The 24,282-nt window shown below is 72.5% G+C and carries 23 protein-coding genes; 14 read left to right on the forward strand and 9 right to left on the reverse strand.

Annotated elements, in window-relative coordinates; genetic code table 11:
• Nucleotides 1–59: 59 nt before the first annotated feature.
• Nucleotides 60–404: a rhodanese-like domain-containing protein gene (locus DDW44_RS15350; RefSeq protein WP_017948192.1), complete on the forward strand. Its 345-nt coding sequence runs from the start codon at nucleotides 60–62 to the stop codon at nucleotides 402–404.
• A gap of 318 nt (nucleotides 405–722) precedes the next feature.
• The gene (locus DDW44_RS15355) at nucleotides 723–1,535 is read left to right on the forward strand and encodes a class I SAM-dependent methyltransferase (RefSeq protein WP_108906788.1); all 813 of its coding nucleotides are present in this window, start codon (nucleotides 723–725) and stop codon (nucleotides 1,533–1,535) included.
• A 400-nt stretch (nucleotides 1,536–1,935) separates the two neighbouring features.
• On the opposite strand, the gene DDW44_RS15360 is transcribed toward DDW44_RS15355, so the two are convergent.
• The 6 genes from DDW44_RS15360 to paaA form a co-directional block, all read right to left on the reverse strand.
• Nucleotides 1,936–3,093: an acyl-CoA dehydrogenase family protein gene (locus tag DDW44_RS15360; RefSeq protein WP_108906789.1), complete on the reverse strand. Its 1,158-nt coding sequence runs from the start codon at nucleotides 3,091–3,093 to the stop codon at nucleotides 1,936–1,938.
• A gap of 123 nt (nucleotides 3,094–3,216) precedes the next feature.
• Nucleotides 3,217–4,269 (reverse strand): 2Fe-2S iron-sulfur cluster-binding protein, encoded by a 1,053-nt coding sequence (locus tag DDW44_RS15365; protein ID WP_108906790.1) that lies wholly within the window; start codon nucleotides 4,267–4,269, stop codon nucleotides 3,217–3,219.
• Nucleotides 4,270–4,770 carry a 1,2-phenylacetyl-CoA epoxidase subunit PaaD gene (gene paaD, locus DDW44_RS15370; protein ID WP_017948188.1) on the reverse strand — a complete coding sequence of 167 codons (501 nt, stop codon included), beginning with the start codon at nucleotides 4,768–4,770 and terminating at the stop codon, nucleotides 4,270–4,272. It lies immediately after the preceding gene.
• Complete coding sequence (paaC, locus tag DDW44_RS15375; RefSeq protein WP_018890721.1) at nucleotides 4,764–5,465, reverse strand: 1,2-phenylacetyl-CoA epoxidase subunit PaaC; 702 nt, start codon at nucleotides 5,463–5,465, stop codon at nucleotides 4,764–4,766. Before paaC ends, paaD begins: the two co-directional genes overlap by 7 nt.
• Nucleotides 5,462–5,752, reverse strand: a complete 291-nt coding sequence (gene paaB, locus DDW44_RS15380; protein WP_017948186.1) for a 1,2-phenylacetyl-CoA epoxidase subunit PaaB — start codon at nucleotides 5,750–5,752, stop codon at nucleotides 5,462–5,464. Before paaB ends, paaC begins: the two co-directional genes overlap by 4 nt.
• Nucleotides 5,749–6,792, reverse strand: a complete 1,044-nt coding sequence (gene paaA, locus DDW44_RS15385) for a 1,2-phenylacetyl-CoA epoxidase subunit PaaA (RefSeq protein WP_206307329.1) — start codon at nucleotides 6,790–6,792, stop codon at nucleotides 5,749–5,751. Before paaA ends, paaB begins: the two co-directional genes overlap by 4 nt.
• Nucleotides 6,793–6,912: 120 nt before the next feature.
• Here paaA and DDW44_RS15390 point away from each other — a divergent pair, with 120 nt between their 5' ends.
• The 3 genes from DDW44_RS15390 to DDW44_RS15400 are packed head-to-tail and all read left to right on the forward strand — an operon-like array spanning nucleotide 6,913 to nucleotide 9,802.
• The gene (locus DDW44_RS15390) at nucleotides 6,913–7,956 is read left to right on the forward strand and encodes a DUF5819 family protein (protein ID WP_108906792.1); all 1,044 of its coding nucleotides are present in this window, start codon (nucleotides 6,913–6,915) and stop codon (nucleotides 7,954–7,956) included.
• A complete protein-coding gene (locus DDW44_RS15395) occupies nucleotides 7,953–9,146 on the forward strand; it encodes an HTTM domain-containing protein (RefSeq protein ID WP_108906793.1) in 1,194 nt (397 codons plus the stop codon). The genes DDW44_RS15390 and DDW44_RS15395 overlap by 4 nt, the downstream gene beginning before the upstream one ends.
• Entirely contained in the window at nucleotides 9,143–9,802 is a 660-nt protein-coding gene (locus DDW44_RS15400) for a TrmH family RNA methyltransferase (RefSeq protein WP_108906794.1), read from the forward strand. Before DDW44_RS15395 ends, DDW44_RS15400 begins: the two co-directional genes overlap by 4 nt.
• A gap of 81 nt (nucleotides 9,803–9,883) precedes the next feature.
• Here DDW44_RS15400 and paaN read toward each other — a convergent pair whose 3' ends face one another.
• Nucleotides 9,884–11,545 (reverse strand): phenylacetic acid degradation protein PaaN, encoded by a 1,662-nt coding sequence (paaN, locus tag DDW44_RS15405; RefSeq protein ID WP_108906795.1) that lies wholly within the window; start codon nucleotides 11,543–11,545, stop codon nucleotides 9,884–9,886.
• Between the two features lie 124 nt (nucleotides 11,546–11,669).
• Here paaN and DDW44_RS15410 point away from each other — a divergent pair, with 124 nt between their 5' ends.
• Complete coding sequence (locus DDW44_RS15410) at nucleotides 11,670–13,220, forward strand: 3-hydroxyacyl-CoA dehydrogenase (protein WP_108906796.1); 1,551 nt, start codon at nucleotides 11,670–11,672, stop codon at nucleotides 13,218–13,220.
• Nucleotides 13,217–13,810 (forward strand): TetR/AcrR family transcriptional regulator, encoded by a 594-nt coding sequence (locus DDW44_RS15415; RefSeq protein ID WP_108906797.1) that lies wholly within the window; start codon nucleotides 13,217–13,219, stop codon nucleotides 13,808–13,810. Before DDW44_RS15410 ends, DDW44_RS15415 begins: the two co-directional genes overlap by 4 nt.
• A 255-nt stretch (nucleotides 13,811–14,065) precedes the next feature.
• On the opposite strand, the gene DDW44_RS15420 is transcribed toward DDW44_RS15415, so the two are convergent.
• On the reverse strand, nucleotides 14,066–14,581 hold the full coding sequence (locus DDW44_RS15420; RefSeq protein WP_108906798.1) for an Lrp/AsnC family transcriptional regulator: 516 nt from the start codon (nucleotides 14,579–14,581) through the stop codon (nucleotides 14,066–14,068).
• A 214-nt stretch (nucleotides 14,582–14,795) separates the two neighbouring features.
• Between DDW44_RS15420 and pdhA the strand changes: the two genes are divergently transcribed.
• From pdhA to DDW44_RS15455, 7 genes are all read left to right on the forward strand, one after another.
• Complete coding sequence (gene pdhA / locus DDW44_RS15425) at nucleotides 14,796–15,956, forward strand: pyruvate dehydrogenase (acetyl-transferring) E1 component subunit alpha (protein WP_108908846.1); 1,161 nt, start codon at nucleotides 14,796–14,798, stop codon at nucleotides 15,954–15,956.
• Nucleotides 15,953–16,966 carry an alpha-ketoacid dehydrogenase subunit beta gene (locus DDW44_RS15430; RefSeq protein WP_027734560.1) on the forward strand — a complete coding sequence of 338 codons (1,014 nt, stop codon included), beginning with the start codon at nucleotides 15,953–15,955 and terminating at the stop codon, nucleotides 16,964–16,966. The genes pdhA and DDW44_RS15430 overlap by 4 nt, the downstream gene beginning before the upstream one ends.
• Nucleotides 16,966–18,585, forward strand: a complete 1,620-nt coding sequence (locus DDW44_RS15435; RefSeq protein WP_108906799.1) for a dihydrolipoamide acetyltransferase family protein — start codon at nucleotides 16,966–16,968, stop codon at nucleotides 18,583–18,585. The genes DDW44_RS15430 and DDW44_RS15435 overlap by 1 nt, the downstream gene beginning before the upstream one ends.
• Nucleotides 18,586–18,716: 131 nt before the next feature.
• The gene (locus tag DDW44_RS15440) at nucleotides 18,717–19,700 is read left to right on the forward strand and encodes an NTP transferase domain-containing protein (protein ID WP_108906800.1); all 984 of its coding nucleotides are present in this window, start codon (nucleotides 18,717–18,719) and stop codon (nucleotides 19,698–19,700) included.
• Entirely contained in the window at nucleotides 19,697–21,130 is a 1,434-nt protein-coding gene (locus DDW44_RS15445; protein ID WP_108906801.1) for a molybdopterin molybdotransferase MoeA, read from the forward strand. Before DDW44_RS15440 ends, DDW44_RS15445 begins: the two co-directional genes overlap by 4 nt.
• Before the next feature lie 20 nt (nucleotides 21,131–21,150).
• Nucleotides 21,151–22,227, forward strand: a complete 1,077-nt coding sequence (locus DDW44_RS15450) for a potassium channel family protein (protein ID WP_017948171.1) — start codon at nucleotides 21,151–21,153, stop codon at nucleotides 22,225–22,227.
• A 10-nt stretch (nucleotides 22,228–22,237) separates the two neighbouring features.
• Entirely contained in the window at nucleotides 22,238–23,230 is a 993-nt protein-coding gene (locus tag DDW44_RS15455; RefSeq protein ID WP_027734555.1) for an NAD(P)H-quinone oxidoreductase, read from the forward strand.
• Between the two features lie 475 nt (nucleotides 23,231–23,705).
• On the opposite strand, the gene DDW44_RS15460 is transcribed toward DDW44_RS15455, so the two are convergent.
• Nucleotides 23,706–24,245 (reverse strand): bacterial proteasome activator family protein, encoded by a 540-nt coding sequence (locus DDW44_RS15460; protein ID WP_026165334.1) that lies wholly within the window; start codon nucleotides 24,243–24,245, stop codon nucleotides 23,706–23,708.
• Between the last annotated feature and the right edge of the window lie 37 nt (nucleotides 24,246–24,282).

Genomic DNA, 24,282 nt, shown 5'->3' on the forward strand with positions numbered 1-24,282 from the left:
AGCCGGTACGAGCCCAGGTACGAGCCAGGTTTGAGCCCAGGTACGAGAAAGGCCAGAACATGAACTTCGCCCCGCTGCCCTCGGTGGACGCCGCTTCCGTGCCCGCCGGCGGCCTGGTGCTCGACGTCCGGGAGGACGACGAGTGGGCGGCCGGCCATGTCGAGGGCGCGCTGCACGTCCCGATCAGCGAGTTCGTGGCCCGCTTCGGCGAGGTCACCGAGGCCGTGGCCGACGGCCGCCGCGCCTATGTGATGTGCCGCGTGGGCGGCCGGTCCGCCCAGGTCACCCAGTACCTGGTGCAGCAGGGCATCGACGCCGTGAACATCGACGGAGGGATGCAGGCCTGGGACGCCGCCGGGCGCCCGATGGTCACGGACGACGGCAACCCTGCTTTCGTGCTCTAGCTGTATCGCCCTGTGAGGTTGGGGACGCGACTGGGCAGAGCCGTCCGGTAGGCGCGCCGGCGTCCCACCGGAGGCACTCCCTCCCCGTCCGGGAGCGCTGCCGAGTTCCTTCGAAAGTCGGCGCGGGCGTCACCGGGGAAGGCCCGTGCCCGCCCCGGAGGGGCGACTGGGCGGGCACGGGGACGGGGTCTGGAGTGGGATCCTTCTCAGCCTTCTCCGAAAGCCGCAGCAGCCCGCTCCGGCCGCCGCTGGGCGCCGTCTGACCTGGTCTTTCATCCCTCCGGCTTCTACGATCGCTCTCGGTCGAAAGGGGGCCGGATGGACCGGACCACACGCACCGTCGAGGATCTTCTCTCCCTGCTGGACGGGCTCTTCACCTCTGAACACAAGGCCGGCTGTCTGGCGACCGGCGACGGCAAGGACTTCTGGGACCGCTTCTACGCCGACCGGTCACGGCAGGTCCCCTTCTTCGTGGCGAAGCCGGACGAGAGCCTGGCCGGCTACCTCGACCAGGGCACGATCGCTCCCGGCCGGGCCCTGGACCTGGGGTGCGGGGCGGGCCGCAATGCCCTGTACCTCGCCGCGAACGGCTTCGAGGTGGACGCCGTCGATCTCTCCCCGGTCGCCGTCGCCTGGGCCGAGGACCGTGCCCACGAGGCCGGGGCCGACATCCGCTTCCTCTGCGGTGACGCTTTCGCTTTCCCCGCCACCGAGTTGAGCGGCCCGTACGACCTGGTCGTCGACTCCGGATGTTTCCACCACCTGCCGCCGCACCGCCGCGTCAGCTATCTGGCCCTTCTCGACCGCGTCCTGGCCTCCGGCGGCCATCTCGCGCTCACCGGCTTCGCCGCCGGCGAAGGGGGAATGGGATCGGAGCTCGGCGATGCGGACCTCTACCGTGCACGCGAGTTGCGGGGCGGCCTCGCCTACACGCCAGAATCGCTGCGCTGGATCTTCTCCGACATGGTGGAGGTCGAAGTGCGCCGCATGCGGGAGGAGCCGCCCGAGTCGCCACTCTTCGGCGCGCCGTTTCTGTGGACCGCGTTGTTCCGCCGCGAGGCGGCCCCCGCTGCGCCGGGCGGTGCTCGCCCGGTTCCCGACCTTCGTAGACACCTCGGGCGTCCGTCCTGAGCACGCCTGTCCCGCCGGGCGGCGCAGGCGCGGAGCCCTCTCTGCCCTGCTGCCGGTGTGAGCGGTGACATCCGGAGTGACGCAGCGCAGGCGTGAACTCGATCGGGGCCGGACAGCAGCAGCCGCTCGTCGAGCCGGCGATCGGCGTCGTCGCCCCGGCCCGGTCCGACCCCGGCGGCGCTGCCCGGTTTTCAGGCGCGAGGAGTTGAGGTCGCGGCCGGTGCCACTGGAGGCCCGCCAGGTCACCGGCCACTGCCCGGCGACGCGTTCCTCGCGGAGCGAGGACGCGGATGCTCACCTGACGGGGGCGCCGGGGTGCGCACCGCACCCCGGCGCCCCTGTCCCTGCCTGGTCTCTCAGCCCGGGGAGACCCACGTGGCTTCGAGCGGGTTCCGTGCCGTCAGCCGAGCGGGTGCGCCGCGAGCAGCTCTCCCAGGGCCTCCTCGTGAGCCGCGGCCGGACCGAGGGACAGCTCCAGGTGCTTGGCCCACGCGTGGTACCGGTGCAGCGCGTAGTCGGTGTCCGCGCCGAAGCCCCCGTGCAGATGCTGTGCGGTCTGGACGACCCTGCGCACTCCCTCGGACGCCCAGATCTTCGCCACCGCCACATCACCGGACACGGGCAGGGGCCCGCCCACCGAGCTGTTCCGGCCGGCGGGGGCACCGAGCCGCCACGCCGCCTGCCAGAGGGTCGCCTCCATCGCACGCAGATCGATGTACCGGTCGGCGGCCTGTACGGCCACGGCCTGGAAGGTGGCGATGGGGAAGCCGAACTGCTCACGCTTCCCGGTGTACTCGCTGGTCATGGACAGCACGCGTTCGCCGAGGCCGAGGGCCAGCGCGCAGGTGCCGGTGGTGAGCAGATCGCGAAGCCAGTCCCACGAGCCCTCGGTGCCGATCACATCGCCGTCGTCGATCCGCACGCCATCGAGCCGGACCTCGGCGAGGAGCTCTCCGTTGGTGGAGATCTGCCCGGCCAGTGACAGCCCGTCCCGGTTCCGGGGGACGAGAGCGATCACGGCGCGGCCGTCCTCGGCGTGCCCGGGCACGGCGATCAGGTCCGCGCACTGCGCCCACGGCACGGCGGTCTGGACACCGTCGAGGAGCCAGGCGGCGTCGCCCGGGGCACGGCGGGCGGTGACGGCGAGCTCGGCCGGGTCGTGTCCGGTGCGTCCACCGGTGGCTGCCGTCAGGACGGCCTCACCACGGCCGACCCGCGGCAGCAGCCGGGAGGCGCACTCGGAGCCGCCGAAGCGCCGAACGGCCGCTGCGACCGCTCCTGTCTCCAGCAGCGGTACCCGTGCCAGTACCTTCGCCGATTCCCGGAGCACCAGGCAGAGCGCGACGGGGTCCAGGCCGGCACCGCCGTGCTCGGGGCCGAGGACGAGGCTCAGCAGGTCGGCGGTGGCCAGCCTGGCCCAGAGTGCCCGATCGATGTCGTCCGCCACGGCACCGGCGGTGAGGGCGGGGCTCGGTACCGCGTCGGGCACTACGCCCGAGAAGACCGCCCTGGCCGCTTCGGCGGCCGCTTGCTGCTCCTCGGTGAAAGTGAAGTCCACAGCCCAGTCCCTCCCGTGCACCGGATCGGCCCGACGGTCCCGTCGTCCGTCCTCCGGTGCTCCGCACCGGTCATCTGACGGATCGTCAAGATAGGGCAGGTGCCCGGGGAAGGGAATGGGGCGTCAGCGGTCGAAGTCCAGCTCTACTTCCGAGGTGAGCGGATGCGACTGGCAGGCCAGCACATAGCCGGTTTCCGTCTCCTCCTGCTCCAGGGCGAAGTTCCGATCCATCCGGACCTCGCCCGACACCACGAACGCCCTGCACGTCCCGCACACTCCGCCCTTGCAGGCGTACGGGGCGTCCGAGCGGGCGCGCAGCACCGTGTCCAGCAGCGACTCGCCCTCCGCCACGGGCCAGGAACCGGAGCGGCCGTCCAGTGTCGCCGTCAGCCTGCTGTGCGCGGGCGCCGCCACCGGGGCCGGAGCGGGCACGTCGTCGACATGGAAGACCTCCTCGTGGATACGGCCACGCTCGACACCCAGCCCCCGCAGGGCCCGTTCGGCGCCCTGCACCAGCCCGTACGGCCCGCACAGGAACCAGCCGTCCACCTCCGGAACGTCGAGCAGCACCGGGAGCAGAGCCGTCAGCCGCTCCTGGTCGAGCCGGCCCGAAGGCAGCCCCGTCTGCTGCTCCTCCCGGGACAGCACCGTCACCAGCTGAAAGCGGTCCGGATAGCGGTCCTTGAGGTCGGCCACCTCCTCCAGGAACATCGTCGAGGCAGCCGTACGGTCGCTGCGGACCAGACAGAACCGGGCCTTCGGCTCGCTCGCCAGCAGCGTCCCCGCGATCGACAGCATCGGGGTGATGCCGCTTCCGCCGACCACGGCCGCGAAGTGCCCGGCGCGGGGCTGCAGGACGAACCGGCCGGTCGGCCGCATGACCTCGAGCGTGTCGCCGGCCGACAGTTCCTTGAGGGCGTAGCTCGAGAACTCGCCGCCGTCGACCAGCCTGATGCCCACCCGCAGTACGCCCTCCTCCCCGACCGGGACGGCCGGGGAGCAGATCGAGTAGGTGCGGCGGATCTCCTCGCCGTGCGCCCCCGTACGGCGCACGGCGATGTGCTGGCCCGGTGTGTGACGGAACGCCTCACGGAGCTCGTCGGGCACCGTGAGGGTGACGGCCACGGAATCGTCCGTCAGCCGCTCGACCTCGCTGACCCGGAGCGGATGGAACATCTACAACTCCTTGAAGTGGTCGAACGGTTCGCGGCAGGTGACGCAGCGGCGCAGTGCCTTGCACGCGGTGGAGGAGAAGCGGCTCAGCAGTTCGGTGTCGGTGGACCCGCACTGCGGGCAGCGCACCGTGAGCGTGAGGGGAACCGGACCGTCCACGTCACTCGGCCGCGGCGGCGCTATCCCGAATTCCGCCAGCTTGCGCCTGCCGTCCGCGCTGATGTCGTCGGTCGACCAGGCGGGGGAGAGCACCTTGACGACCGACACCTCGGCCATGCCGTGCTCGTGCAGTACCCGCTCGATGTCGGCGGTCATCGCCTCGATGGCGGGACAGCCGGTGTAGGTCGGGGTCAGCTCGACCTCGACCCTGCCCGGGCCGAGCACCTGCACCCCGCGGAGGACTCCGAGCTCCTCCAAAGTCAGCACGGGCAGCTCGGGGTCGGGGACGGACCCGGCCAGCCGGCGCAGCTCCGCCTCGAGGGCGGTATCGGTCCCGGTCACCATGACGCCCCCGGGTGGCTCCGGTGCAGATGCTGCATCTCGGCCAGCATCCGCCCGAACGTCTCCGTGTGCAGGCCCTGCCGCCCGGCGCCGGCGGACCAGGCACCGGTGTCCGCGGTCTCCGGCACGGTCAGAGTCGCCCGCTTCAGCACGCTCGTGACCGAATCCAGCCAGGCCGATCGCAGCGCCTCCCGGTCCACGTCGAGACCCTCGACGGGCTGGAACATCTCGCCGGTGAACCGCCACAGGGCATCGCAGGCACGCTGCATCCGCTCATGGCTCTCGGTGGTCCCGTCGCCCAGTCGCAGCGTCCACTGCTCGGCGTGGTCCTGGTGGTACGCGACCTCCTTGACGGCCTTGGCGGCGAGCGCCGCGAACTCGCCGTCCCCCGACGCCAGTTGCCCGTACAGCAGCCGCTGGTAGGTGGAGAAGTAGAGCTGGCGAGCGATGGTGTGCGCGAAGTCGCCGTTCGGCTGCTCCACCAGCTGGAGGTTCCGGAAGGCGCGCTCCTCACGCAGATACGCCAGTTCGTCCTCGTCGCCGACGAGGGAGAGCAGCGTCCGGGCCTGGCCCAGCAGGTCCAGCGCGATATTGGCGAGGGCGACCTCTTCCTCCAGTACGGGGGCGTGCCCGGCCCACTCCCCCAGCCGGTGCGAGAGCACCAGCGCGTCGTCGCCCAGGGCGAGTGCGGCGGTCACAGGTGCTTCACCCCTTCCGGAATGTCGTAGAAGGTCGGGTGGCGGTAGGGCTTGTCGGCGGAGGGCTCGAAGAAGGGGTCCTTCTCGTCGGGCGAGGAGGCGGTGACGGCCGTGGACGGGACCACCCAGATCGACACGCCCTCGTTGCGCCGGGTGTAGAGATCACGGGCGTTGCGCAAGGCCATCTCGGCGTCAGGCGCGTGCAGGCTGCCCGCGTGGGTGTGGGACAGTCCGCGGCGCGAGCGCACGAAGACCTCCCACAGCGGCCAGTCCTTGGAGCTGCTCATGCCGTCGCCTCCACCTGTGTTTCGTCGGACTCGGTGCCCGATCCGTCCGGCGCTGTCGTCCCGTGCGGGGCGTGCGGGGCCCCGGCAGTGCCGCCGGATGCCTTGGCGGCGTACGCCGCGGCCGCCTCGCGCACCCAGGAGCCTTCTTCGTGGGCTCTGCGGCGCTGGCGGATCCGCTGCTCGTTGCACGGCCCATTGCCCTTGAGGACCTGCCAGAACTCGTCCCAGTCGATGGCGCCGAAGTCGTGGTGACCGCGCTCCTCGTTCCAGCGCAGGTCGGGGTCCGGCAGGGTGAGGCCGAGGGCCTCCGCCTGCGGGACGCAGATGTCGACGAACCGCTGGCGCAGCTCGTCGTTGGAGTGCCGCTTGATCTTCCAGGCCATGGACTGCGCGGAATGGGCCGATGCGTCGTCCGGGGGGCCGAACATCATCAGGGACGGCCACCACCAGCGGTCCACCGCGTCCTGGGCCATCTCGTGCTGGGCGGGCGTGCCCTGGGACAGGGCCAGCAGCAGCTCGTATCCCTGGCGCTGGTGGAAGGACTCCTCCTTGCAGATCCGGACCATCGCACGGGCGTAGGGACCGTAGGAGCAGCGGCACAGCGGGACCTGGTTGGTGATGGCGGCGCCGTCGACCAGCCAGCCGATCGCACCGACATCGGCCCAGGTCAGCGTCGGGTAGTTGAAGATCGACGAGTACTTCTGGCGGCCCGAGTGGAGCTTGTCGAGCAGGTCGTCGCGGCTCGCGCCGAGTGTCTCCGTCGCGCTGTAGAGGTACAGGCCGTGGCCGGCCTCGTCCTGGACCTTGGCCATGAGGATGGCCTTGCGGCGCAGCGAGGGCGCGCGGGTGATCCAGTTAGCCTCGGGCTGCATGCCGATGATCTCGGAGTGCGCGTGCTGCGCCATCTGGCGGACCAGCGAGGCGCGGTAGTCGTCGGGCATCCAGTCACGCGGCTCGATGCGCTCGTCGGCGGCCACGGCAGCGTCGAACCGCGCCTGGTGCGTCGAAGCCGCAGCCGTCCCTGCTGTCACTGCCGTCATCGGGCCCCCTACCGACCGATCGTTCGGTTGAATGACTTCAATGGTGAGTCGGCGGGCCGTAAGGTGTCAACCCTGTGGATAACCGCGGTGGACCAGTGGACCGATGGGGATCGGGGCGGGATGGACTCGTACGACGGCGACGGCGCCGCGCGCGCCGAGGCGGCTCCGCCCGCCGCCCCGGGCGGGATACGCGATGCGCACGGCCCTGACGGCCCTGCCGGCCCGGACGGCCCTGCCGGCCCGGACGGCCCTTCTCGCCCTGACGGCCCTGCCGGCCCGGACGGCCCTTCTCGCCCTGACGGCTCGCGCGGCCCGGACGCACGCCGAGCGACGGCAGGGAAGGACGCGGCCGGTGAGCCGGGCGGAACCGCCCTCGCGGTCCACCCGTACGGCCCTGCCAGTGCCAGTGCCAGTGCCGGTGCCAGTGCCAGTGCCAGTGCCGGTGCCGGTGTCGCGAAGGACGCGCCGCACCGGCAGCACCCGGCCGGCGGGATCGCCGCCCTCTCCCTCCCGTACCAGATCGTCGCGGCGGTCGCCCTCGGTCTCGTCGCCGTCTTCGCCTGTGTCCACGTGGCCATGGTGTTCCTGCACGTCGCGCCGTCGAACACGGTGACCAAGCAGCACGGCAAGGGGGTCGACGAGTGGGTCTACCCCGAGTTCGAGCAGAACTGGAAGCTCTTCGCGCCCAACCCGCTCCAGCAGAACATCGCGGTCCAGGCGCGTGCCGAGCTCACCGAACGTGACGGCACCCGCCGGACGAGCGACTGGATCGACCTCTCCGCCGAGGACGGCGAGGCCATTCGCGGCAACCTGCTCCCCAGCCATGTGCACCAGAACGAACTCCGCCGGGGCTGGGACTTCTACGTCAACTCCCACACCGACGACAACAAGCCCAACGGCCTGCGCGGCCAGCTGTCCGAGCGCTATGTCCGCCGTATCGTCATGACCCGCCTGGACCGCCACGACCTCGGCGGACGCGTCGAGCGCATCCAGCTCCGCTCCGCCACCCGGTCCGTCAAGGCGCCGGTGTGGAGCCGCGAGAAGATCGACACCCGCCCGTACTACCGGGTGCTCCCCTGGTGGACCGTGACCTCCGCCGATCTCCCGCTCGACGTGCGCAACGGTGCCGCGGGCGGGGCGGGCGACGAGGAGGCCGACCGGTGACCCAGCCCCTCGACCGCAGGCTCGCCGGCGCCGTCCAGCGGGTGACCTCGACGGCCCTCGGCCCGTACCAGAGCGCGATCGTCCGCATCGGCTTCTCCCTGACCTGGCTGCTCTTCCTGCTGCGGGAGTTCCCGCACCGCCGGGAGCTGTACGGTCCGGACGGTCCCTGGGGCTGGGACATGGCCCAGCAGCTGATCGCCGAGAACCGCGCCTTCACCGTACTGCTGTGGTCGGACAGCGCCGCCTGGTTCGAGGCCGTGTACGCCGTCGCGGTGCTGGCCGGAGTGCTGCTGCTGCTCGGCTGGCGCACCCGCACCATGTCGGTGGTCTTCATGGTCGGCGTGCTGTCGCTGCAGAACCGGTCCATCTTCATGGGCGACGGCGGCGACAACGTGATCCACCTGATGGCGATCTATCTGGTGTTCACCCGCTGCGGCCAGGTCTGGTCCCTGGATGCCCGGCGGGCGCGGCGGCAGACGCCGGGGGACGGGCCGGCGGACCGCTGGGGACCGGTGCTCTGGGCGGTGCTCGGCCTGCTCCTCCTCGTCGGGACGCTCACCCACCGGACCGGTGGGGAGTGGTGGCTGGCCCTGCTGCTCTGGACGCTGTGGGCGTCCCAGGGCGTGTGGTGGGCGGTGAACCGCTGGGCGCCGGGCAGCGAGCCCCGCACCCTTCTCGACGTCGTCGCCAACCTGACCCACAACGCCGCACTCGTCGTGATCATGGCGGAGGTCTGCCTGATCTACGCCACGGCGGGCTGGTACAAGATCCAGGGTTCCCGGTGGCAGGACGGCAGCGCGCTGTACTACCCGCTCAAGCTCGACTACTTCACGCCCTGGCCCGCGCTCTCCGACCTCCTCGCCGGCAGCGGGCTGATCGTGATGGTGCTGAGCTACGGCACGGTGATGGTGCAGGTCGCCTTCCCCTTCACGCTGTTCAACCGGAAGGTCAAGAACGTCCTGCTGGCGGCGATGATGCTGGAGCACGCGGGCATTGCCCTCCTGCTCGGTCTGCCCTTCTTCTCCCTTGCGATGATCGCCGCCGACGCGGTCTTCCTGCCCACGTCCTTCCTGCGCCGGCTCGGCGGCCGGGTGGCGGGTGCCCGGGACCGGGTCCTGCGGCGGCCCGTACGGATCCCCGAGCAGCGCGCTACGCCCGGGGAGCGGGCCGGCCGTACCCTCGTCGGGTGAGCACCGAGACCCAGGAACCCGTTCAGTACGACGACGGCTACGGTCCGGAGGTGGGCGTCGGTCCCCATCCGGCTCCGTGGCCTCAGGGGGCGCCGTACGATCCCGAGCTGCTCGCCCACGGGGACCGGCGCAATGTGGCCGACCGCTACCGCTACTGGACGCGGGAGGCGATCGTCGCCGACCTGGACACCCGGCGGCACGACTTCCACGTGGCCGTGGAGAACTGGGGCCATGACTTCAACATCGGCTCCGTGGTCAGGACCGCCAACGCGTTCCTGGCCAAGGAGATCCACATCGTGGGGCGGCGGCGCTGGAACCGCCGCGGTGCCATGGTCACCGACCGCTACCAGCATGTGCGCCACCACCCCGACACCGGAGTGCTGACCGCCTGGGCGGCCGCCGAGGAACTGCCGATCATCGGCATCGACAATCTGCCGGGCGCGGTCCCCCTGGAGCGGACCGTGCTCCCGAGGCGCTGCGTGCTCCTCTTCGGCCAGGAAGGGCCCGGACTCACCGAGGAGGCGCGCAGGCACGCCGCCATGGTGTGCTCGATCGCCCAGTTCGGCTCCACCCGGTCGATCAACGCCGGTGCGGCGGCGGCGATCGCCATGCACGCCTGGATCCAGCGGTACGCGGACGTCCCGCCGGCGCCGTGACCGCTTCCGTGAGCGGGACCGGCCACCCGGCCCGGCCCGCTCGAGCGGGGCACGGGACCGGCCGGGTGGCAGGCACCGGGGTCAGGCCTGGCGGCGGACCTCCACCACGCGGAAGCGGTTCGCGACGAAGGCGCCGTCGCACAGGGCCGCGTTCGCCGCGGGGTTGCCGCCGGAGCCGTGGAAGTCCGAGAACGCCGCCGTCTGGTTCACATAGACCCCGCCCGTGAGGTTCAGGGAGAGCTGCGCCGACTCCTCCAGGCAGACCTCCTCGACCGCGCGCTCGGTCTCCGCCGAGGTCGTGTACGCGCCGACCGTCATGGCGCCCTTGTCGCGCACGGTGCGGCGCAGCAGGTCGAGCGCGTCCCCCGTCGAGTCGACCGCCACGGCGAAGGACACCGGCCCGAAGCACTCGGACATGAAGGACGCCTCGTCGTCCGGCTTGGCGCCGTCCAGCTTCACGATCACCGGCGTGCGGACGACGGCGTCGGGGAACTCGGGATGGGCGACCTCGCGGGAGGGCAGCGCCACCTCGCCCAGGCCCGAGGCCGCCTCGAGCCGGGCCTTCACGTCCGGGTTCACCAGGGCGCCCAGCAGGGCGTTCGCCCGGCCGTCGTCGCCGAGCAGACCGCTGACGGAGGCCGCGAGGTCGGCCACCACCTCGTCGTACGTCTTGGGGCCGGCGTCCGTGGTGATGCCGTCGCGCGGGATGAGCAGGTTCTGCGGGGTGGTGCACATCTGGCCGCTGTACAGGGACAGCGAGAACGCCAGGTTCGACAGCATCCCCCGGTAGTCGTCGGTGGAGTCGATGACCACCGTGTTGACGCCGGCCTTCTCCGTGTAGACCTGGGCCTGGCGGGCGTGCTGCTCCAGCCAGTCGCCGAACCCGGTCGAGCCGGTGTAGTCGATGATCTTGATTTCCGGGCGGAGGGCGAGCGTCTTGGCGATGCCCTCGCCCGGGTGCTCGGCGGCGAGGGCCACCAGGTTCGGGTCGAAGCCCGCCTCGCCAAGCACCTCACGGGCGATCCGCACCGTCATCGCGAGCGGAAGGACCGCGCGCGGGTGGGGCTTGACCAGCACGGGGTTGCCGGTGGCCAGGGAGGCGAACAGGCCCGGATAGCCGTTCCACGTGGGGAAGGTGTTGCAGCCGATGAGCAGCGCGATACCGCGCGGGGCGGCCGTGAAGACCTTCCGCAGCTCCAGCGGCTCCCGCTTGCCCTGGGGCTTGGACCAGTCGGCGCTCTGCGGCGTGCGCGTCTGCTCCTGGTAGGCGTACGCCACCGCCTCCAGACCGCGGTCCTGGGCGTGCGGGCCGCCGGCCTGGAGCGCCATCATGAACGCCTGGCCGCTGGTGTGCATGACCGCGTGGGCGAACTCGTGGGTGCGGGCACTGATCCGCGACAGGATCTCCAGGCAGACCAGGGCGCGCGTCTCGGCACCCGCGTCGCGCCAGTCCGCCATGCCCGCGCGCATCGCGGGGAGCAGGACGTCGAGGTCCGGGTGCGGATACTCGATCCCCAGCTCCGGACCGTAGGGCGACACCTCTCCGCCGGTCCACCCGTCGGTGCCGGGCTGGTCGAGCTCGAAGCGGTGGCCGAGCAGGGCCTGGTAGGCCGCCAGACCGTCGGCCGCGCCGGTCTCGCCGTACGCCTTCGGGTGCTCGGGGTGGGGCGACCAGTACTCCCGCGAGCGGATCGCCTCGAGCGCCCGGTCGAGCGTCGGCCGGTGGGTCTCGGTCAGCTGCATGAAAGACCAACTCCTCGGTGAGCTGGGCAGGGGAACGCGGACAGAGTTAGAGTAACCGAACGATCGGTCGGGACAAGGGGGGTCCGCGGATCCTGTGGATGACTCGTAGGGGAGGATCACTGCCATGACCGTCACCGACGCCGCAGGCGGCCCGAGCGGCACCGACGCCGTGGCGCCCAGTCGCACCGTCGCCGTCGTCGGCGCCGGCACCATGGGGCAGGGCATCGCGCAGGTCGCGCTGCTCGCCGGCCATCGCGTGCGTCTCCACGATGCCGCTCCCGGCCGGGCCGAGACCGGCGTGGCGGCGATTCTCCACCGCCTGGACCGCCTGGTCGAGAAGGGGCGGCTGGAGGAGGCGGACCGCGGCGCCGCGGCCCGCCGGCTGACGCGCACGGCGGAGATCGCCGAGCTCGCGGACAGCGCCCTCGTGGTGGAGGCCGTCGTCGAGGACCTCGCCGTCAAGCAGGACCTCTTCCGCGCCCTGGAGGAGGTCGTCGCCGACGACTGCCTCCTCGCCACCAACACCTCCTCGCTGTCCGTCACCGCCATCGCCGGCGCGCTGCGCCGGCCCGGCCGCTTCGTCGGACTGCACTTCTTCAACCCGGCGCCGCTCCTCCCGCTGGTCGAGGTCGTCAGCGGCTTCGCCACCGACGAGGCGACGGCCGCCCGCGCCTGCGGGACGGCGAGGGCGTGGGGCAAGACACCGGTCCGCTGCGCCGACACCCCCGGCTTCATCGTCAACCGCATCGCCCGCCCCTTCTACGCCGAGGCCTTCGCGGTCCACGAGGAGCGCGGCGCGGACCCGGCCACCATCGACGCGGTGTTGCGCGAGTGCGGCGGATTCCGGATGGGCCCGTTCGAGCTCACCGACCTGATCGGCCAGGACGTCAACGAGGCGGTCACCCGCTCCGTGTGGGAGTCGTTCTTCCGGAGCCCGAAGTTCGCGCCCTCGCTGGCACAGCGCCGGCTCGTGGAGTCGGGCCGCCTGGGACGCAAGTCGGGCCACGGGTGGTACCCGTACGAGGCCGGCGCGGAGCGCCCCGAACCGCACACCGCGCCGGCGACCGAGCCGCCGCCGCACATCGTCGTGGAGGGCGACCTGGGGCCGGCCGGGGCGCTGATCGCGCTGTGGCGGGAGGCCGGCGTCACGGTGCGCGAGGAGGACGAGGACCGCGGGACCCGCGTCCTGCTGCCGAGCGGCGGGCAGCTCGCGCTCGCGGACGGGCAGATGTCCGCCGAGTTCCGCGACGTCGTCTACTTCGATCTGGCCCTCGACTACCGGGCGGCGGAGCGGATCGCGCTGTCCGCGTCCGAGGTCACCGGCTGGGAGACGCTGCGGCAGTCGATCGGCCTGTTCCAGGCCCTCGGCAAGAAGGTCAGCGTCATCGGCGACGTGCCCGGCATGATCGTCGCGCGGACGGTCGCGATGCTCGTGGACGCGGCGGCCGACGCCGTCGCCAAGGGTGTCGCATCTCCGGAGGACATCGACACCGCCATGCGGCTGGGGGTCAACTACCCGGTCGGCCCGGTGGAGTGGGGCCGCCGGCTGGGACGCGCCTGGGCGCACGAGCTCCTCGACGAGCTCCACGCACGTGTGCCGACCGGCCGGTATGCGCCGTCGCTGGGCCTCTACCGTCAGTCGTACGTCCCGACGAAGGGCGAGCAGGCCTCATGACGACCGCGAAACGCGACACCTACACCCCGGAGACGCTGCTGTCCGTCGCCGTCGGGGTCTTCAACGAACGCGGCTACGACGGCACGTCGATGGAGCACCTCTCCAAGGCCGCGGGCATCTCCAAGTCGTCGATATACCACCATGTGTCCGGCAAGGAGGAGCTGCTGAGGCGGGCCGTCAGCCGCGCCCTGGACGGCCTCTTCGGGATTCTCGAGGAGCCGGGCGCGACTCGCGGGCGGGCGCTCGAACGGGTCGAGTACGTGACCCGGCGCACCGTCGAGGTGCTGATGGCGGAACTGCCCTACGTCACGCTGCTGCTGCGGGTCCGGGGCAACACCAGGACCGAGCGGTGGGCCATGGAGCGGCGCCGCGAGTTCGACCACAGGGTCGCCCACCTGCTCAAGGCGGCCGCGGCGGACGGCGATCTGCGCGCCGACCTGGACACCAGGCTGGCGACACGGCTGCTGTTCGGCATGGTGAACTCCCTGGTGGAGTGGTACCGGCCGCAGGCCGGCTCCGGCTACGACCGGCAGCAGGTCGCCGACGCGGTGGTCCGGCTGGCCTTCGACGGGCTGCGCACGGCGTCCTGAGCCACGGCGTTCTGAGCCACGGCGTTCTGAGCCACGGCGTTCTGAGCCACGCGGCGTCCCGAGCCGTGGGAGCGGCGCCCGGCCAGGGGCGTACGCCGGGGCGGAACCATGTCGTGCAGGCGCTCCGAGCCGCGCCCCGTGCCTCCGATCGGGGGCCGGGTGCGCCCGCGCTCCCGGCGGGCCCGGGCGGGTCGCCGGCCGGGACGGGTCCGGCCGTGTCTCCGGGCATGCCCGCCGGGCCGGGTCGCGTGGGGTTCAGCGGGCCGGGTCGGGATCCAGGTCCGTCTCCTCGAAGACCAGCAGCGTGCGCGTGGACAGCACCTCGGGGATCGCCTGGAGCCTGGTCAGAACGAGCTCCCGGAGGGTGCGGTTGTCCGGTGTGTGGACCAGGAGCAGTACGTCGAAATCGCCGCTGACCAGCGCGATGTGTGCCGCTCCCGGCAGCGCCTGGAGCTGTTCGCGCACCGTGCGCCACGAGTTCTGGACGATCTTGAGGGTGATGTAGGCGGAGGCGCCGTGACCGGCCCGCTCGTGGTTCACCCGTGCGCTGAAGCCCCGGATCACCCCGTCGTCGATCAGCCGGTTGATGCGGGCGTACGCGTTCGCCCGGGACACATGGACGCGTTCGGCGACGGAGCGTATCGAGGCGCGCCCGTCGGTCTGCAGGATGCGGAGGATGTCGCGGTCGATCGCGTCCAGGCTGCGCGGCGGCGGGCCCTGGCCCGCGCCGGGCACCGCCTCCCAGGCCGTGCGGTCCCCGCCGTCGGCCATTTGTTCAGCTGTCACGTCCCCCCACCTTTCCGCCGTGGACGACCTGCTCCTATCCCAGGCTGTGGAGAACCGTTTGTCCACAGGCTGGAGGTGCCTGTAGCCAAAATGCGCCCACGACCGAACAATCGGTAGGTGAGGCGCCTCACACTCCGCGCCCTTCACGGGTCCTTATGCCCGCTCCCACGAGGAGGTGCTCGCGTTGAAGAAGAGCAGCATGACGGTCCAGGAGCGGCCGGGTGCGGCCTACCGGCCCACCCCGCCGCCCGCCTGGAAGCCGCGCACCGACCCCGCGCCGCTGCTTCCCGACCCGGAGCCGTACCGGGTGCTCGGCACCGACGCCGCGGCCGGTGCCGACCCCGAGCTGCTTCTGCGGCTGTACGCGGAGCTGGTCCGCGGCCGCAGGTACAACGCGCAGGCGACGGCCCTCACCAAGCAGGGCAGGCTCGCCGTCTATCCGTCGAGCACCGGCCAGGAGGCCTGCGAGGTCGCCGCCGCCCTCGCCCTGGAGCAGCGCGACTGGCTGTTCCCCAGCTACCGGGACACCCTCGCCGCCGTCGCCCGCGGCCTCGACCCCGTGCAGGCGCTGACGCTGCTCCGCGGTGACTGGCACACCGGCTACGACCCGCACGAGCACCGCATCGCGCCGCTGTCCACCCCGCTCGCCACCCAGCTCCCGCACGCCGTGGGTCTGGCCCACGCCGCCCATCTCAAGGGCGACGACGTCGTGGCGCTCGCCATGGTCGGCGACGGCGGCACCAGCGAGGGCGACTTCCACGAGGCGCTCAACTTCGCCGCCGTCTGGCGGGCACCTGTGGTCTTCCTCGTGCAGAACAACGGGTTCGCGATCTCCGTGCCGCTCTCCAAGCAGACCGCCGCACCCTCCCTCGCGCACAAGGCGGTGGGGTACGGAATGCCCGGCCGGCTCGTCGACGGCAACGACGCGGCAGCGGTGCACGAGGTGCTCGGCGAAGCGGTCGCACGGGCCCGCCGGGGCGGCGGCCCGACTCTCGTCGAGGCGATCACCTACCGCATCGACGCGCACACCAACGCCGACGACGCCACCCGGTACCGGGGCGACAGCGAGGTCGAGGCCTGGCGTGAGCACGACCCGATCCGGCTGCTGGAGACGGAGCTGACCGGCCGGGGGCTGCTCGACGAGGACGCAGTACGGGCGGCCGCCGAGGCCGCCGAGGCGATGGCCGCGCGGCTGAGGGAGCGGATGAACGCGGATCCCGTGCTGAACCCGATGGACCTGTTCGAGCACGTCTACGCCGAGCAGACCGGTCAGCTTCGGGAGCAGGCCGCGCAGCTGCGGGCCGAACTGGATGCAGAGAGCGGTGAGGGCGCCCACGGCGCGGAGGGTGACGCACGATGAGCACGGCAACCGCACGGCAGGCCAAGCCCGCCACCATGGCGCAGGCCCTTCAGCGGGCGATGCGCGACGCCATGGCCGAGGACCCGGCCGTCCATGTCATGGGTGAGGACGTCGGCACCCTCGGCGGGGTCTTCCGGGTCACGGACGGCCTCGCCAAGGAGTTCGGCGAGGACCGGTGCACGGACACCCCGCTGGCCGAGGCGGGCATCCTCGGGACCGCCGTCGGCATGGCGATGTACGGGCTGCGCCCGGTCGTGGAGATGCAGTTCGACGCATTCGCCTACCCGGCTTTCGAGCAGCTGATCAGCCATGTGTCCCGGATGCGCAACAGGACGCGCGGGGCGATGCCGCTGCCGATCACGGTGCGGGTGCCCTACGGCGGGGGAATCGGGGGCGTCGAGCATCACAGCGACTCCTCCGAGGCGTACTACATGGCCACTCCGGGGCTCCACGTCGTCACCCCGGCGACGGTCGAGGACGCGTACGGGCTGCTGCGGGAGGCCATCGCCTCCGACGATCCGGTGGTCTTCCTGGAGCCGAAGCGGCTTTACTGGTCCAAGGCCGACTGGTCCCCGGACGCCCCGGCGGCCGTGGCACCGATCGGCCGTGCGGTGGTGCGCCGCACGGGGCGCAGCGCCACGCTCATCACCTACGGGCCCTCGGTGCCCGTCTGCATGGAAGCGGCCGATGCGGCCGAGGCCGAGGGCTGGGACCTGGAGGTCGTGGATCTGCGTTCGCTGGTGCCCTTCGACGACGAGACCGTGTGCGCCTCCGTGCGCCGCACGGGCCGGGCCGTCGTCGTCCACGAGTCGACGGGCTTCGGCGGGCCGGGCGGCGAGATCGCGGCGAGGGTGACCGAGCGTTGCTTCCACCACCTCGAGGCCCCCGTACTGAGGGTGGCCGGTTTCGACATTCCCTATCCGCCGCCGATGCTGGAGCGTCACCACCTGCCGGGTGTGGACCGGGTGCTGGACGCCGTGGCACGGCTGCAGTGGGAGGCGGAGAGCTGATGGCCCAGGTGCTCGAATTCAAGCTGCCGGACCTCGGTGAGGGCCTGACCGAGGCGGAGATCGTCCGCTGGATGGTGGACGTGGGCGACGTCGTGGCGGTCGACCAGCCGGTCGTCGAGGTCGAGACGGCCAAGGCGATGGTCGAGGTGCCCTGCCCGTACGCGGGCGTGGTCACCGCGCGCTTCGGTGACGAAGGGGCGGAGCTCCCCGTCGGGGCTCCCCTGCTCACCGTCGCGGTGGGAGCCACGGAGCCCGCCTCCCCCGAGGACGCCCGGTCCGCCGGGAACGCCGGGGACGCCGGTTCGGCCGGGGACGCCGGCTCCGGGGCGAGCCAGGCGGACGAGGCCTCCGGCAATGTCCTGGTGGGCTATGGGACAGGCGCTCGGGCGGCACGCCGCCGGAGGGTCCGCCCGGCCTCGCCGACGGTCGCGGACCGCTCGGCGTCGAGGGCCGGCGGGGCCGCCGGTCCGAGCGGTCCAAGGGCCGTCGGTCCGAGTGGCCCAGGGGCCGCCGGACCGGTGCCCGGGGGGACGCCCGGGACTTCCTCCGCGGGGCGTGAACCGGTGTGGGACAGTGCCGTGGAGAGCCCGGCACCCGACGTGCCGCGCGGCATCCCCGCGATGGGGGACGCCGCCCTCAGGCCCGCCCCGTCCGCCCATGAGGGTCCTGTCGCGGTCATCTCCCCGCTGGTGCGGCGTCTGGCCCGGGACAACGGGGTCGATCTGCGGGCGCTGCGGGGATCCGGGCCGGACGGGCTGATCCTTCGCGTGGACGTGGAGCACGCCGTACGGGCCCGGGTCGGCGCGGCCGAGCAGCACGTCGCGGCGCAGCCACCCGTGCCGGCCCCCGTCACCGCCACCGAGCCCGTCACCGCCACCGAGCCCGTCACCGCCACCGAGACCGCGCCCGCCGCCGCGCGCGGCCCGGCCGCCGGTGAGCGGATCCCGCTCCGCGGGGTGCGCGGCGCCGTCGCGGACAAGCTGTCCCGCAGCCGCCGTGAGATCCCGGACGCGACCTGCTGGGTCGACGCGGACGCCACCGAGCTCATGGCGGCCCGCACGGCCATGAACGCGGCGGGCGGCCCGAAGATCTCGCTGCTCGCACTGCTGGCGCGCATCTGTACGGCGGCACTCGCCCGCTACCCCGAGCTCAACTCCACGGTGGACCCGGACGCGCGGGAGATCGTGCGGATTTCCGAGGTCCGCCTCGGCTTCGCGGCCCAGACCGACCGGGGCCTGGTCGTCCCCGTCGTCCGTGACGCGGGGAACCGCACGGCGGAGTCGCTCACCGAGGAGTTCGCGCGGCTCACCGACAGGGCCCGCCAGGGCACGCTCACCCCGGCGGACCTCACCGGGGGCACGTTCACACTCAACAACTACGGGGTGTTCGGGGTCGACGGCTCCACGCCGATCATCAACCACCCGGAGGCGGCCATGCTCGGCGTCGGCCGTATCGTGCCGAAGCCCTGGGTGCACGAGGGCCAGCTCGCCGTCCGCCAGGTCGTGCAGCTTTCGCTCACGTTCGACCACCGGGTGTGCGACGGCGGCATGGCCGGCGGCTTCCTCCGGTATGTCGCGGACTGCGTGGAGCGGCCCGCAGTGCTGTTGCGCACCCTGTGACCCCGCGGTGACTCCCCGGTGATTCCGCGGTAGGTGCCGGGGGCCCGTGCATCGAGACGGTGCATCGGGGCCGGTGCGTCAGCGGGGGGCCGACTGGTTCCGTGTCGGCGGTCACGCCCCATACTTCTGGGGTGACTGCCGATGCGGAAGCGGATTACGACGCCATCGTCCTTGCCGGAGGTGGCGCCCGGCGGCTCGGCGGGGCCGACAAGCCGGGGGTGACCGTCGGGGGCCGGACGCTGCTCGACCGGGTCCTGACGGCAAGCCGGGGCGCCCACCGCACGATCGTGGTCGGTGCGCGGCGTCCCACCGTGCGGCCGGTGACCTGGACGCGGGAGACCCCGCCGGGCGGCGGGCCGCTCGCCGCGCTCCGCGCGGGGCTCCGCCGGTGCGGCGCACCCGTCGTCGTCGTGCTCTCCGCGGATCTTCCCTTCCTCGACGACGTGGCCGTAAACCGGCTGCTCGACGCCCTGCACTCCGGCGGACGGGAGGGCGCGCTTCTCGTCGACGCCGACGGACGGGACCAGCCGCTCGTCGCGGCGTACCGCACGGAGCCGCTCCATCGCGAACTGGCACTGATCGCCGCCGAGCACGGCGGGCTCTCCGGGCTGCCGCTGCGTCTGCTGACGGGCGAGCTCGACCTCTGCCGCGTCGCCGCCGAACCGCTCACCGCGTACGACTGCGACACCTGGGAGGACATCGTCACGGCCCGGGCCAGGATCAGGGAGCATGGGAATGTGCTGGATGAATGGATTACCTCGGTGAAGGACGAGCTCGGCATCGACCTCGAGGTGGACACGGACCTGCTGCTCGACCTCGCACGGGACGCCGCCCACGGTGTCGCCCGGCCCGCCGCGCCGCTGACCACCTTCCTGGTCGGCTATGCGGCGGCCAGGGCGGGTGGGGACGGTGCCCGGGCGGTCGCCGAGGCCGCCCGCAGGGCGTCGGCGCTCGCGGAGCGGTGGGCCGCCGAGGCGGCCGACGCCGGCAACGCCGACGCCGGCAACGCCGACGCCGGCAACGCCAGCAACGCCGACGCCGGCCGGGACGGGGCGGACGAACGCGAGGACGGCCGGAACGGCTCGGCCCGGAGTGACGAGGCCGGCAGCCGATGACCGCACAGGACCATGATCTCGGCGCTTCCGCCCCCGGGCAGGGTGCCACCGGGGAGCCCGCGACGGGTCCCGTCCCCCGCGGCCGGCCCGCCGACCGCGCCGCCACCCCGGCGGCGGAGGGCGACGACGGTGTCGAGGAGGCCCTGGCACTGGTGGGGATGCGCCCGGCGTCCTCCCGGAACCACGGGGCGCCCGCACCGGATCAGGACGAGCACTCCCCCGGACGGCATCGCGGCACGCCGTGGGAGGAGGCCCGCGCCCTGGCGTCGAACGCCGGACGGGCCGGTGTACTGCGCACCCGCCGTGATCCCCTCGCCGCCTCCCTCGGCCGGGTGCTCGCCACTCCGCTCGTCGCGCTCGTCGATCTGCCGTCGTTCGACACCTCCGCCATGGACGGCTGGGCGGTCGCAGGCCCCGGACCGTGGACGGTGGCGTCCGATGAGAGCGGCATCCTCGCCGGGCGGGGAGCGGTGGAGGTCCTGGCGGACGGCACTGCCGTACGGATCGCGACCGGCGCCCGCGTTCCGCCCGGTGCGACCGCGGTGATCCGCAGCGAGCGTGCCCGCGCCGACCGCAACGGCCGGCTGCACGCGCAGAGCCAGGTGATGCACGGTCAGGACATCAGGCCGCGCGGCCAGGAATGCCGCTCCGGCGATCAACTGCTGCCCGCCGGGACGCTGGTGACCCCCGCCGTGCTCGGTCTCGCCGCCGCCGCCGGGTGCGACGAACTGCTCACGGTGGTCCGTCCGAAGGTGGAGGTGCTCGTCCTCGGCGATGAACTGCTGACCGAAGGGCTGCCGCAGGACGGGCTGATCCGTGATGCGCTCGGGCCGATGATCGGCCCCTGGCTGCGGGCCCTCGGGGCCGAAGTGACCGCTACGCGCAGGATCGGCGACGACGCCGACGCCCTGCGGAGGGCCGTCACGGAATCCGATGCCGACCTCGTGATCACCACGGGCGGTACGGCCGCGGGACCGGTCGACCATGTCCACCCCATGCTCCGCAAGGTCGGTGCCGAGCTGCTGGTCGACGGGGTCTCCGTACGGCCCGGGCATCCGATGCTCCTGGCCGGACTGGCTCCGGGCCGGTATCTGGTGGGACTTCCCGGCAACCCGCTCGCCGCCGTCTCCGGACTGCTCACCCTCGCGGAGCCCCTGCTGAGGCAGCGGTCCGGGCAGGCAACCCCGGCACCGTATCGCGCGTCCCTGAGGGACGAGGTCCATGGTCATCCTCAGGACACCCGGCTGGTGCCGGTGGTGCACCGCGGCGACCGGGTCGTGCCGCTGCACTACCGCGGCCCGGCCATGCTGCGGGGCATCGCCGCCGCCCACGGTCTCGCCGTCGTGCCTCCCGGGGGAGGGCGTCCCGGCGACGAGCTGGAGATCCTGGACCTCCCCTGGCCGCCCAGCTCCGAAGGGTGTTTCACGTGAAACTTCCCGGCCATGACGCCATGGCCCGGCAAGCGGACGAGCAGATCGCCGTCTCGCGGGTGCACCTGCCCAAGCAGACCGTCGAAAGACCCCTGCGGCAGGTCACCAAGCGGCTGCTGCTGGCCCTGAGCGTCCTTGTGCTGACGGTCCTCATCGTCTGGCTGGACCGCGGCGGCTACTACGACAACGCGGATCAGAAGGTCGACTTCCTCGACGCCGTCTACTACTCCACGGTGACGCTCTCCACCACGGGCTATGGCGACATCGTCCCCCACAGCGACACCGCCCGCCTGGTCAATGTGCTGCTGGTGACGCCGCTGCGCGTGCTCTTCCTGATCATTCTGGTCGGTACCACTCTCGAAGTCCTCACGGAGAGGACCCGGGAGGAGTGGCGGCTGAACCGTTGGAGGTCCACCTTGCGTGACCACACCGTCGTCATCGGCTTCGGCACCAAGGGGCGTTCCGCGCTACTGACCCTGTGTGCCACGGGCCTGCAGAAGTCGCAGGTCGTCATCGTCGACCCGAGCTCCAAGGTGGTCGAGGCGGCGAACGCGGACGGATTCGCCGGTGTCATCGGTGACGCGACGCGCAGTGATGTGCTGCTCCGCGCCGAGGTGCAGCGGGCACGGCAGATCATCATCGCCACGCAGCGCGATGACACCGCGGTCCTGGTCGCGCTCACCGCTCGGCAGCTCAACCGGGGCGCGAAGATCGTGGCAGCGGTCCGGGAGGAGGAGAACGCCCCCCTGCTGCGCCAGTCGGGAGCCGACGCGGTGATCACCAGCGCCAGTGCGGCCGGAAGGCTCCTCGGACTCTCCGTGCTCAGTCCGTACGCGGGCACGGTGCTGGAGGACCTGATCCAGCAGGGCACCGGACTCGATATCGTCGAGCGTCCGGTGATAAAGAGCGAGGTCGGCAAGAGCGTCAGGGAGACGGAAGACCTCGTGGTGAGCGTGCTGCGCGGGCACCGGCTGCTCGGCTACGACGATCCCGAGGCCAGCCCGCTCCAGCTGACGGACCGGCTCATCACCATCGTGCGGGCGGTGAACGCACCCCCCGGAGCGGTCCGGGGCAGCGGTAGCGCCAAGCCGGAGTAGCCTCGCGGCCATGCATGCGATCACGATTCCCGAACCCGGTGGTCCCGAGGCGCTGGTCTGGGCGGAGGCACCGGATCCCGAACCCGGCCAGGGAGAGGTTCTCGTCGAGGTTGCCGCGAGCGCGGTCAACCGCGCTGACATCCTCCAGCGCCAGGGCTTCTACGACCCGCCGCCCGGGGCGTCCCCGTACCCGGGCCTGGAGTGCTCGGGCCGGATCGTGTCCGTCGGCCCCGGAGTCTCCGGATGGAGCGAGGGCGACGAGGTGTGCGCGCTGCTGTCGGGCGGCGGATACGCGGAGAGGGTGGCCGTGCCGGCCGGCCAGCTGCTGCCGGTGCCCAGGGGCCTCGACCCGGTCACCGCGGCGGCCCTGCCCGAGGTCACGTGCACCGTCTGGTCCAATGTGTTCATGGTCGCCCATCTGCGGCCCGCCGAGACGCTGCTGGTGCACGGTGGCGCCAGCGGGATCGGCACGATGGCCATCCAGCTGGCGAAGGCGGTGGGTGCACGCGTGGCCGTGACCGCCGGCGGGCCGGAGAAGCTGGCGCGCTGCGCCGAGCTGGGTGCCGACATCCTGATCGACTACCGCGAGCAGGACTTCGTCGAGGAGCTGCGGAAGGCGACGGACGGCGCGGGGGCCGATGTCATTCTCGACATCATCGGCGCGAAGTACCTGGACCGGAACGTGCGTGCGCTCGCCGTCAACGGACGTCTGGCCGTGATCGGGCTGCAGGGCGGTGTGAAGGGCGAGCTGAACCTCGGGATGCTGCTCGGCAAGCGGGGCGCGGTGACCGCGACATCGCTGCGTGGGCGGCCGGCGCAGGAGAAGGCGGCGATCGTCGCGGCGGTACGGGAGCATGTCTGGCCGCTGGTCGAGGCGGGAACGGTGAAGCCCGTGGTGGACCGTGTGCTGCCGATGCCGGAGGCGGCCGAGGGGCACCGGACCCTGGAGTCCGGCGCCCATGTGGGCAAGGTGCTGCTGGTGGCGCCCGCCGGGCACGGCTGAGCGGGGCCGCCGGGCGCCCGGGGCGGCTTCGAACCCCGGGCCTCCCCGGCGCCGAGCCTCGCCGCGCCGATCCTCGCGCGTCGAACGTCCTGGCCCGGGCCTCCGGCACCGGGGCCCGGGGCGGCCGGGGCCGGGCCGGCTCGGCACGGCGGGGCAGCCGGGCAGGGGACGGGGTCGAGCTCCAGGGAGGCCCGCACCGGGGCCGGCGACTTCGCGGCACTGGGCCCGGCCGCCCCGCTTGTCCGCCGTCGCGCTCGTCCCCCGCCCCGGCCTCCGCCCGTCCGTCGTCGTGCTCGCGCCGTCCGGCTCGTCCGCGGCCCCACCGATCCGCGATCGGCGGGGCGAACCGGACGGGTTCGAGCCGACGAACGGCAGCCACGACGGGTGCGGGGGTGCCGTGACCGTGGGCAGCCCCCAAGGCCGGAGGAGGGCCGGCGGAGGACTCAGGGGCCGGCGGAACTCGTACCGGCGGAACTCAGAGGTAGGGGCCCGAGCGGGCCGGGCCGCCGTGGAGGGACTCGTCGTCGGTGGGGGCACCCGGCGGAAGGGCACGGCGCATCTGCTCCAGCTGGGCGCGGGCCGCCATCTGCTGGGCGAACAGCGCCGTCTGGATCCCGTGGAACAGTCCCTCGAGCCAGCCGACCAGCTGGGCCTGGGCGATACGCAGCTCGGCCTCCGACGGCACCACCTCGTCGGTGAACGGGAGGGACAGCCGCTCCAGCTCCTCGACGAGCTCCGGTGCCAGCCCCTCTTCGAGCTCCTTCACCGAGCTCGAGTGGATCTCCTTCAGCCGGACCCGGCTCGCCTCGTCCAGAGGTGCCGCCCGCACTTCCTCCAGCAGCTGCTTGATCATGCTGCCGATCCGCATGACCTTCGCAGGCTGTTCGACCATCTCCGTCACCGGCACCTCGCGAGCGTCGCCGTCACCATCACCGCCGCCAAGCGCCATCCCGTTCTGTCCCACGATCAGGACCGGGGGGCTCTCCTGCGACCGTTCACTCCTCGGCATCTCCATGCCGTCCATTCTCTCGCACATACGGTTCACCCCACGG

This window comes from Streptomyces tirandamycinicus (assembly GCF_003097515.1).
GTDB classification, from domain to species: domain Bacteria; phylum Actinomycetota; class Actinomycetes; order Streptomycetales; family Streptomycetaceae; genus Streptomyces; species Streptomyces tirandamycinicus.

Bases quoted from the DNA above. Each gene is read 5' to 3' on its own strand.
- DDW44_RS15350 (WP_017948192.1), top strand. From the start codon at position 60: ATGAACTTCGCCCCGCTGCCCTCGGTGGACGCCGCTTCCGTGCCCGCC.
- DDW44_RS15355 (WP_108906788.1), top strand. From the start codon at position 723: ATGGACCGGACCACACGCACCGTCGAGGATCTTCTCTCCCTGCTGGAC.
- DDW44_RS15365 (WP_108906790.1), bottom strand. From the start codon at position 4,269: ATGTTCCATCCGCTCCGGGTCAGCGAGGTCGAGCGGCTGACGGACGAT.
- paaD (WP_017948188.1), bottom strand. From the start codon at position 4,770: ATGGTGACCGGGACCGATACCGCCCTCGAGGCGGAGCTGCGCCGGCTG.
- paaB (WP_017948186.1), bottom strand. From the start codon at position 5,752: ATGAGCAGCTCCAAGGACTGGCCGCTGTGGGAGGTCTTCGTGCGCTCG.
- paaA (WP_206307329.1), bottom strand. From the start codon at position 6,792: ATGACGGCAGTGACAGCAGGGACGGCTGCGGCTTCGACGCACCAGGCG.
- DDW44_RS15390 (WP_108906792.1), top strand. From the start codon at position 6,913: ATGGACTCGTACGACGGCGACGGCGCCGCGCGCGCCGAGGCGGCTCCG.
- paaN (WP_108906795.1), bottom strand. From the start codon at position 11,545: ATGCAGCTGACCGAGACCCACCGGCCGACGCTCGACCGGGCGCTCGAG.
- DDW44_RS15410 (WP_108906796.1), top strand. From the start codon at position 11,670: ATGACCGTCACCGACGCCGCAGGCGGCCCGAGCGGCACCGACGCCGTG.
- DDW44_RS15415 (WP_108906797.1), top strand. From the start codon at position 13,217: ATGACGACCGCGAAACGCGACACCTACACCCCGGAGACGCTGCTGTCC.
- DDW44_RS15420 (WP_108906798.1), bottom strand. From the start codon at position 14,581: ATGGCCGACGGCGGGGACCGCACGGCCTGGGAGGCGGTGCCCGGCGCG.
- pdhA (WP_108908846.1), top strand. From the start codon at position 14,796: ATGACGGTCCAGGAGCGGCCGGGTGCGGCCTACCGGCCCACCCCGCCG.
- DDW44_RS15430 (WP_027734560.1), top strand. From the start codon at position 15,953: ATGAGCACGGCAACCGCACGGCAGGCCAAGCCCGCCACCATGGCGCAG.
- DDW44_RS15435 (WP_108906799.1), top strand. From the start codon at position 16,966: ATGGCCCAGGTGCTCGAATTCAAGCTGCCGGACCTCGGTGAGGGCCTG.
- DDW44_RS15445 (WP_108906801.1), top strand. From the start codon at position 19,697: ATGACCGCACAGGACCATGATCTCGGCGCTTCCGCCCCCGGGCAGGGT.
- DDW44_RS15450 (WP_017948171.1), top strand. From the start codon at position 21,151: ATGGCCCGGCAAGCGGACGAGCAGATCGCCGTCTCGCGGGTGCACCTG.
- DDW44_RS15455 (WP_027734555.1), top strand. From the start codon at position 22,238: ATGCATGCGATCACGATTCCCGAACCCGGTGGTCCCGAGGCGCTGGTC.
- DDW44_RS15460 (WP_026165334.1), bottom strand. From the start codon at position 24,245: ATGGAGATGCCGAGGAGTGAACGGTCGCAGGAGAGCCCCCCGGTCCTG.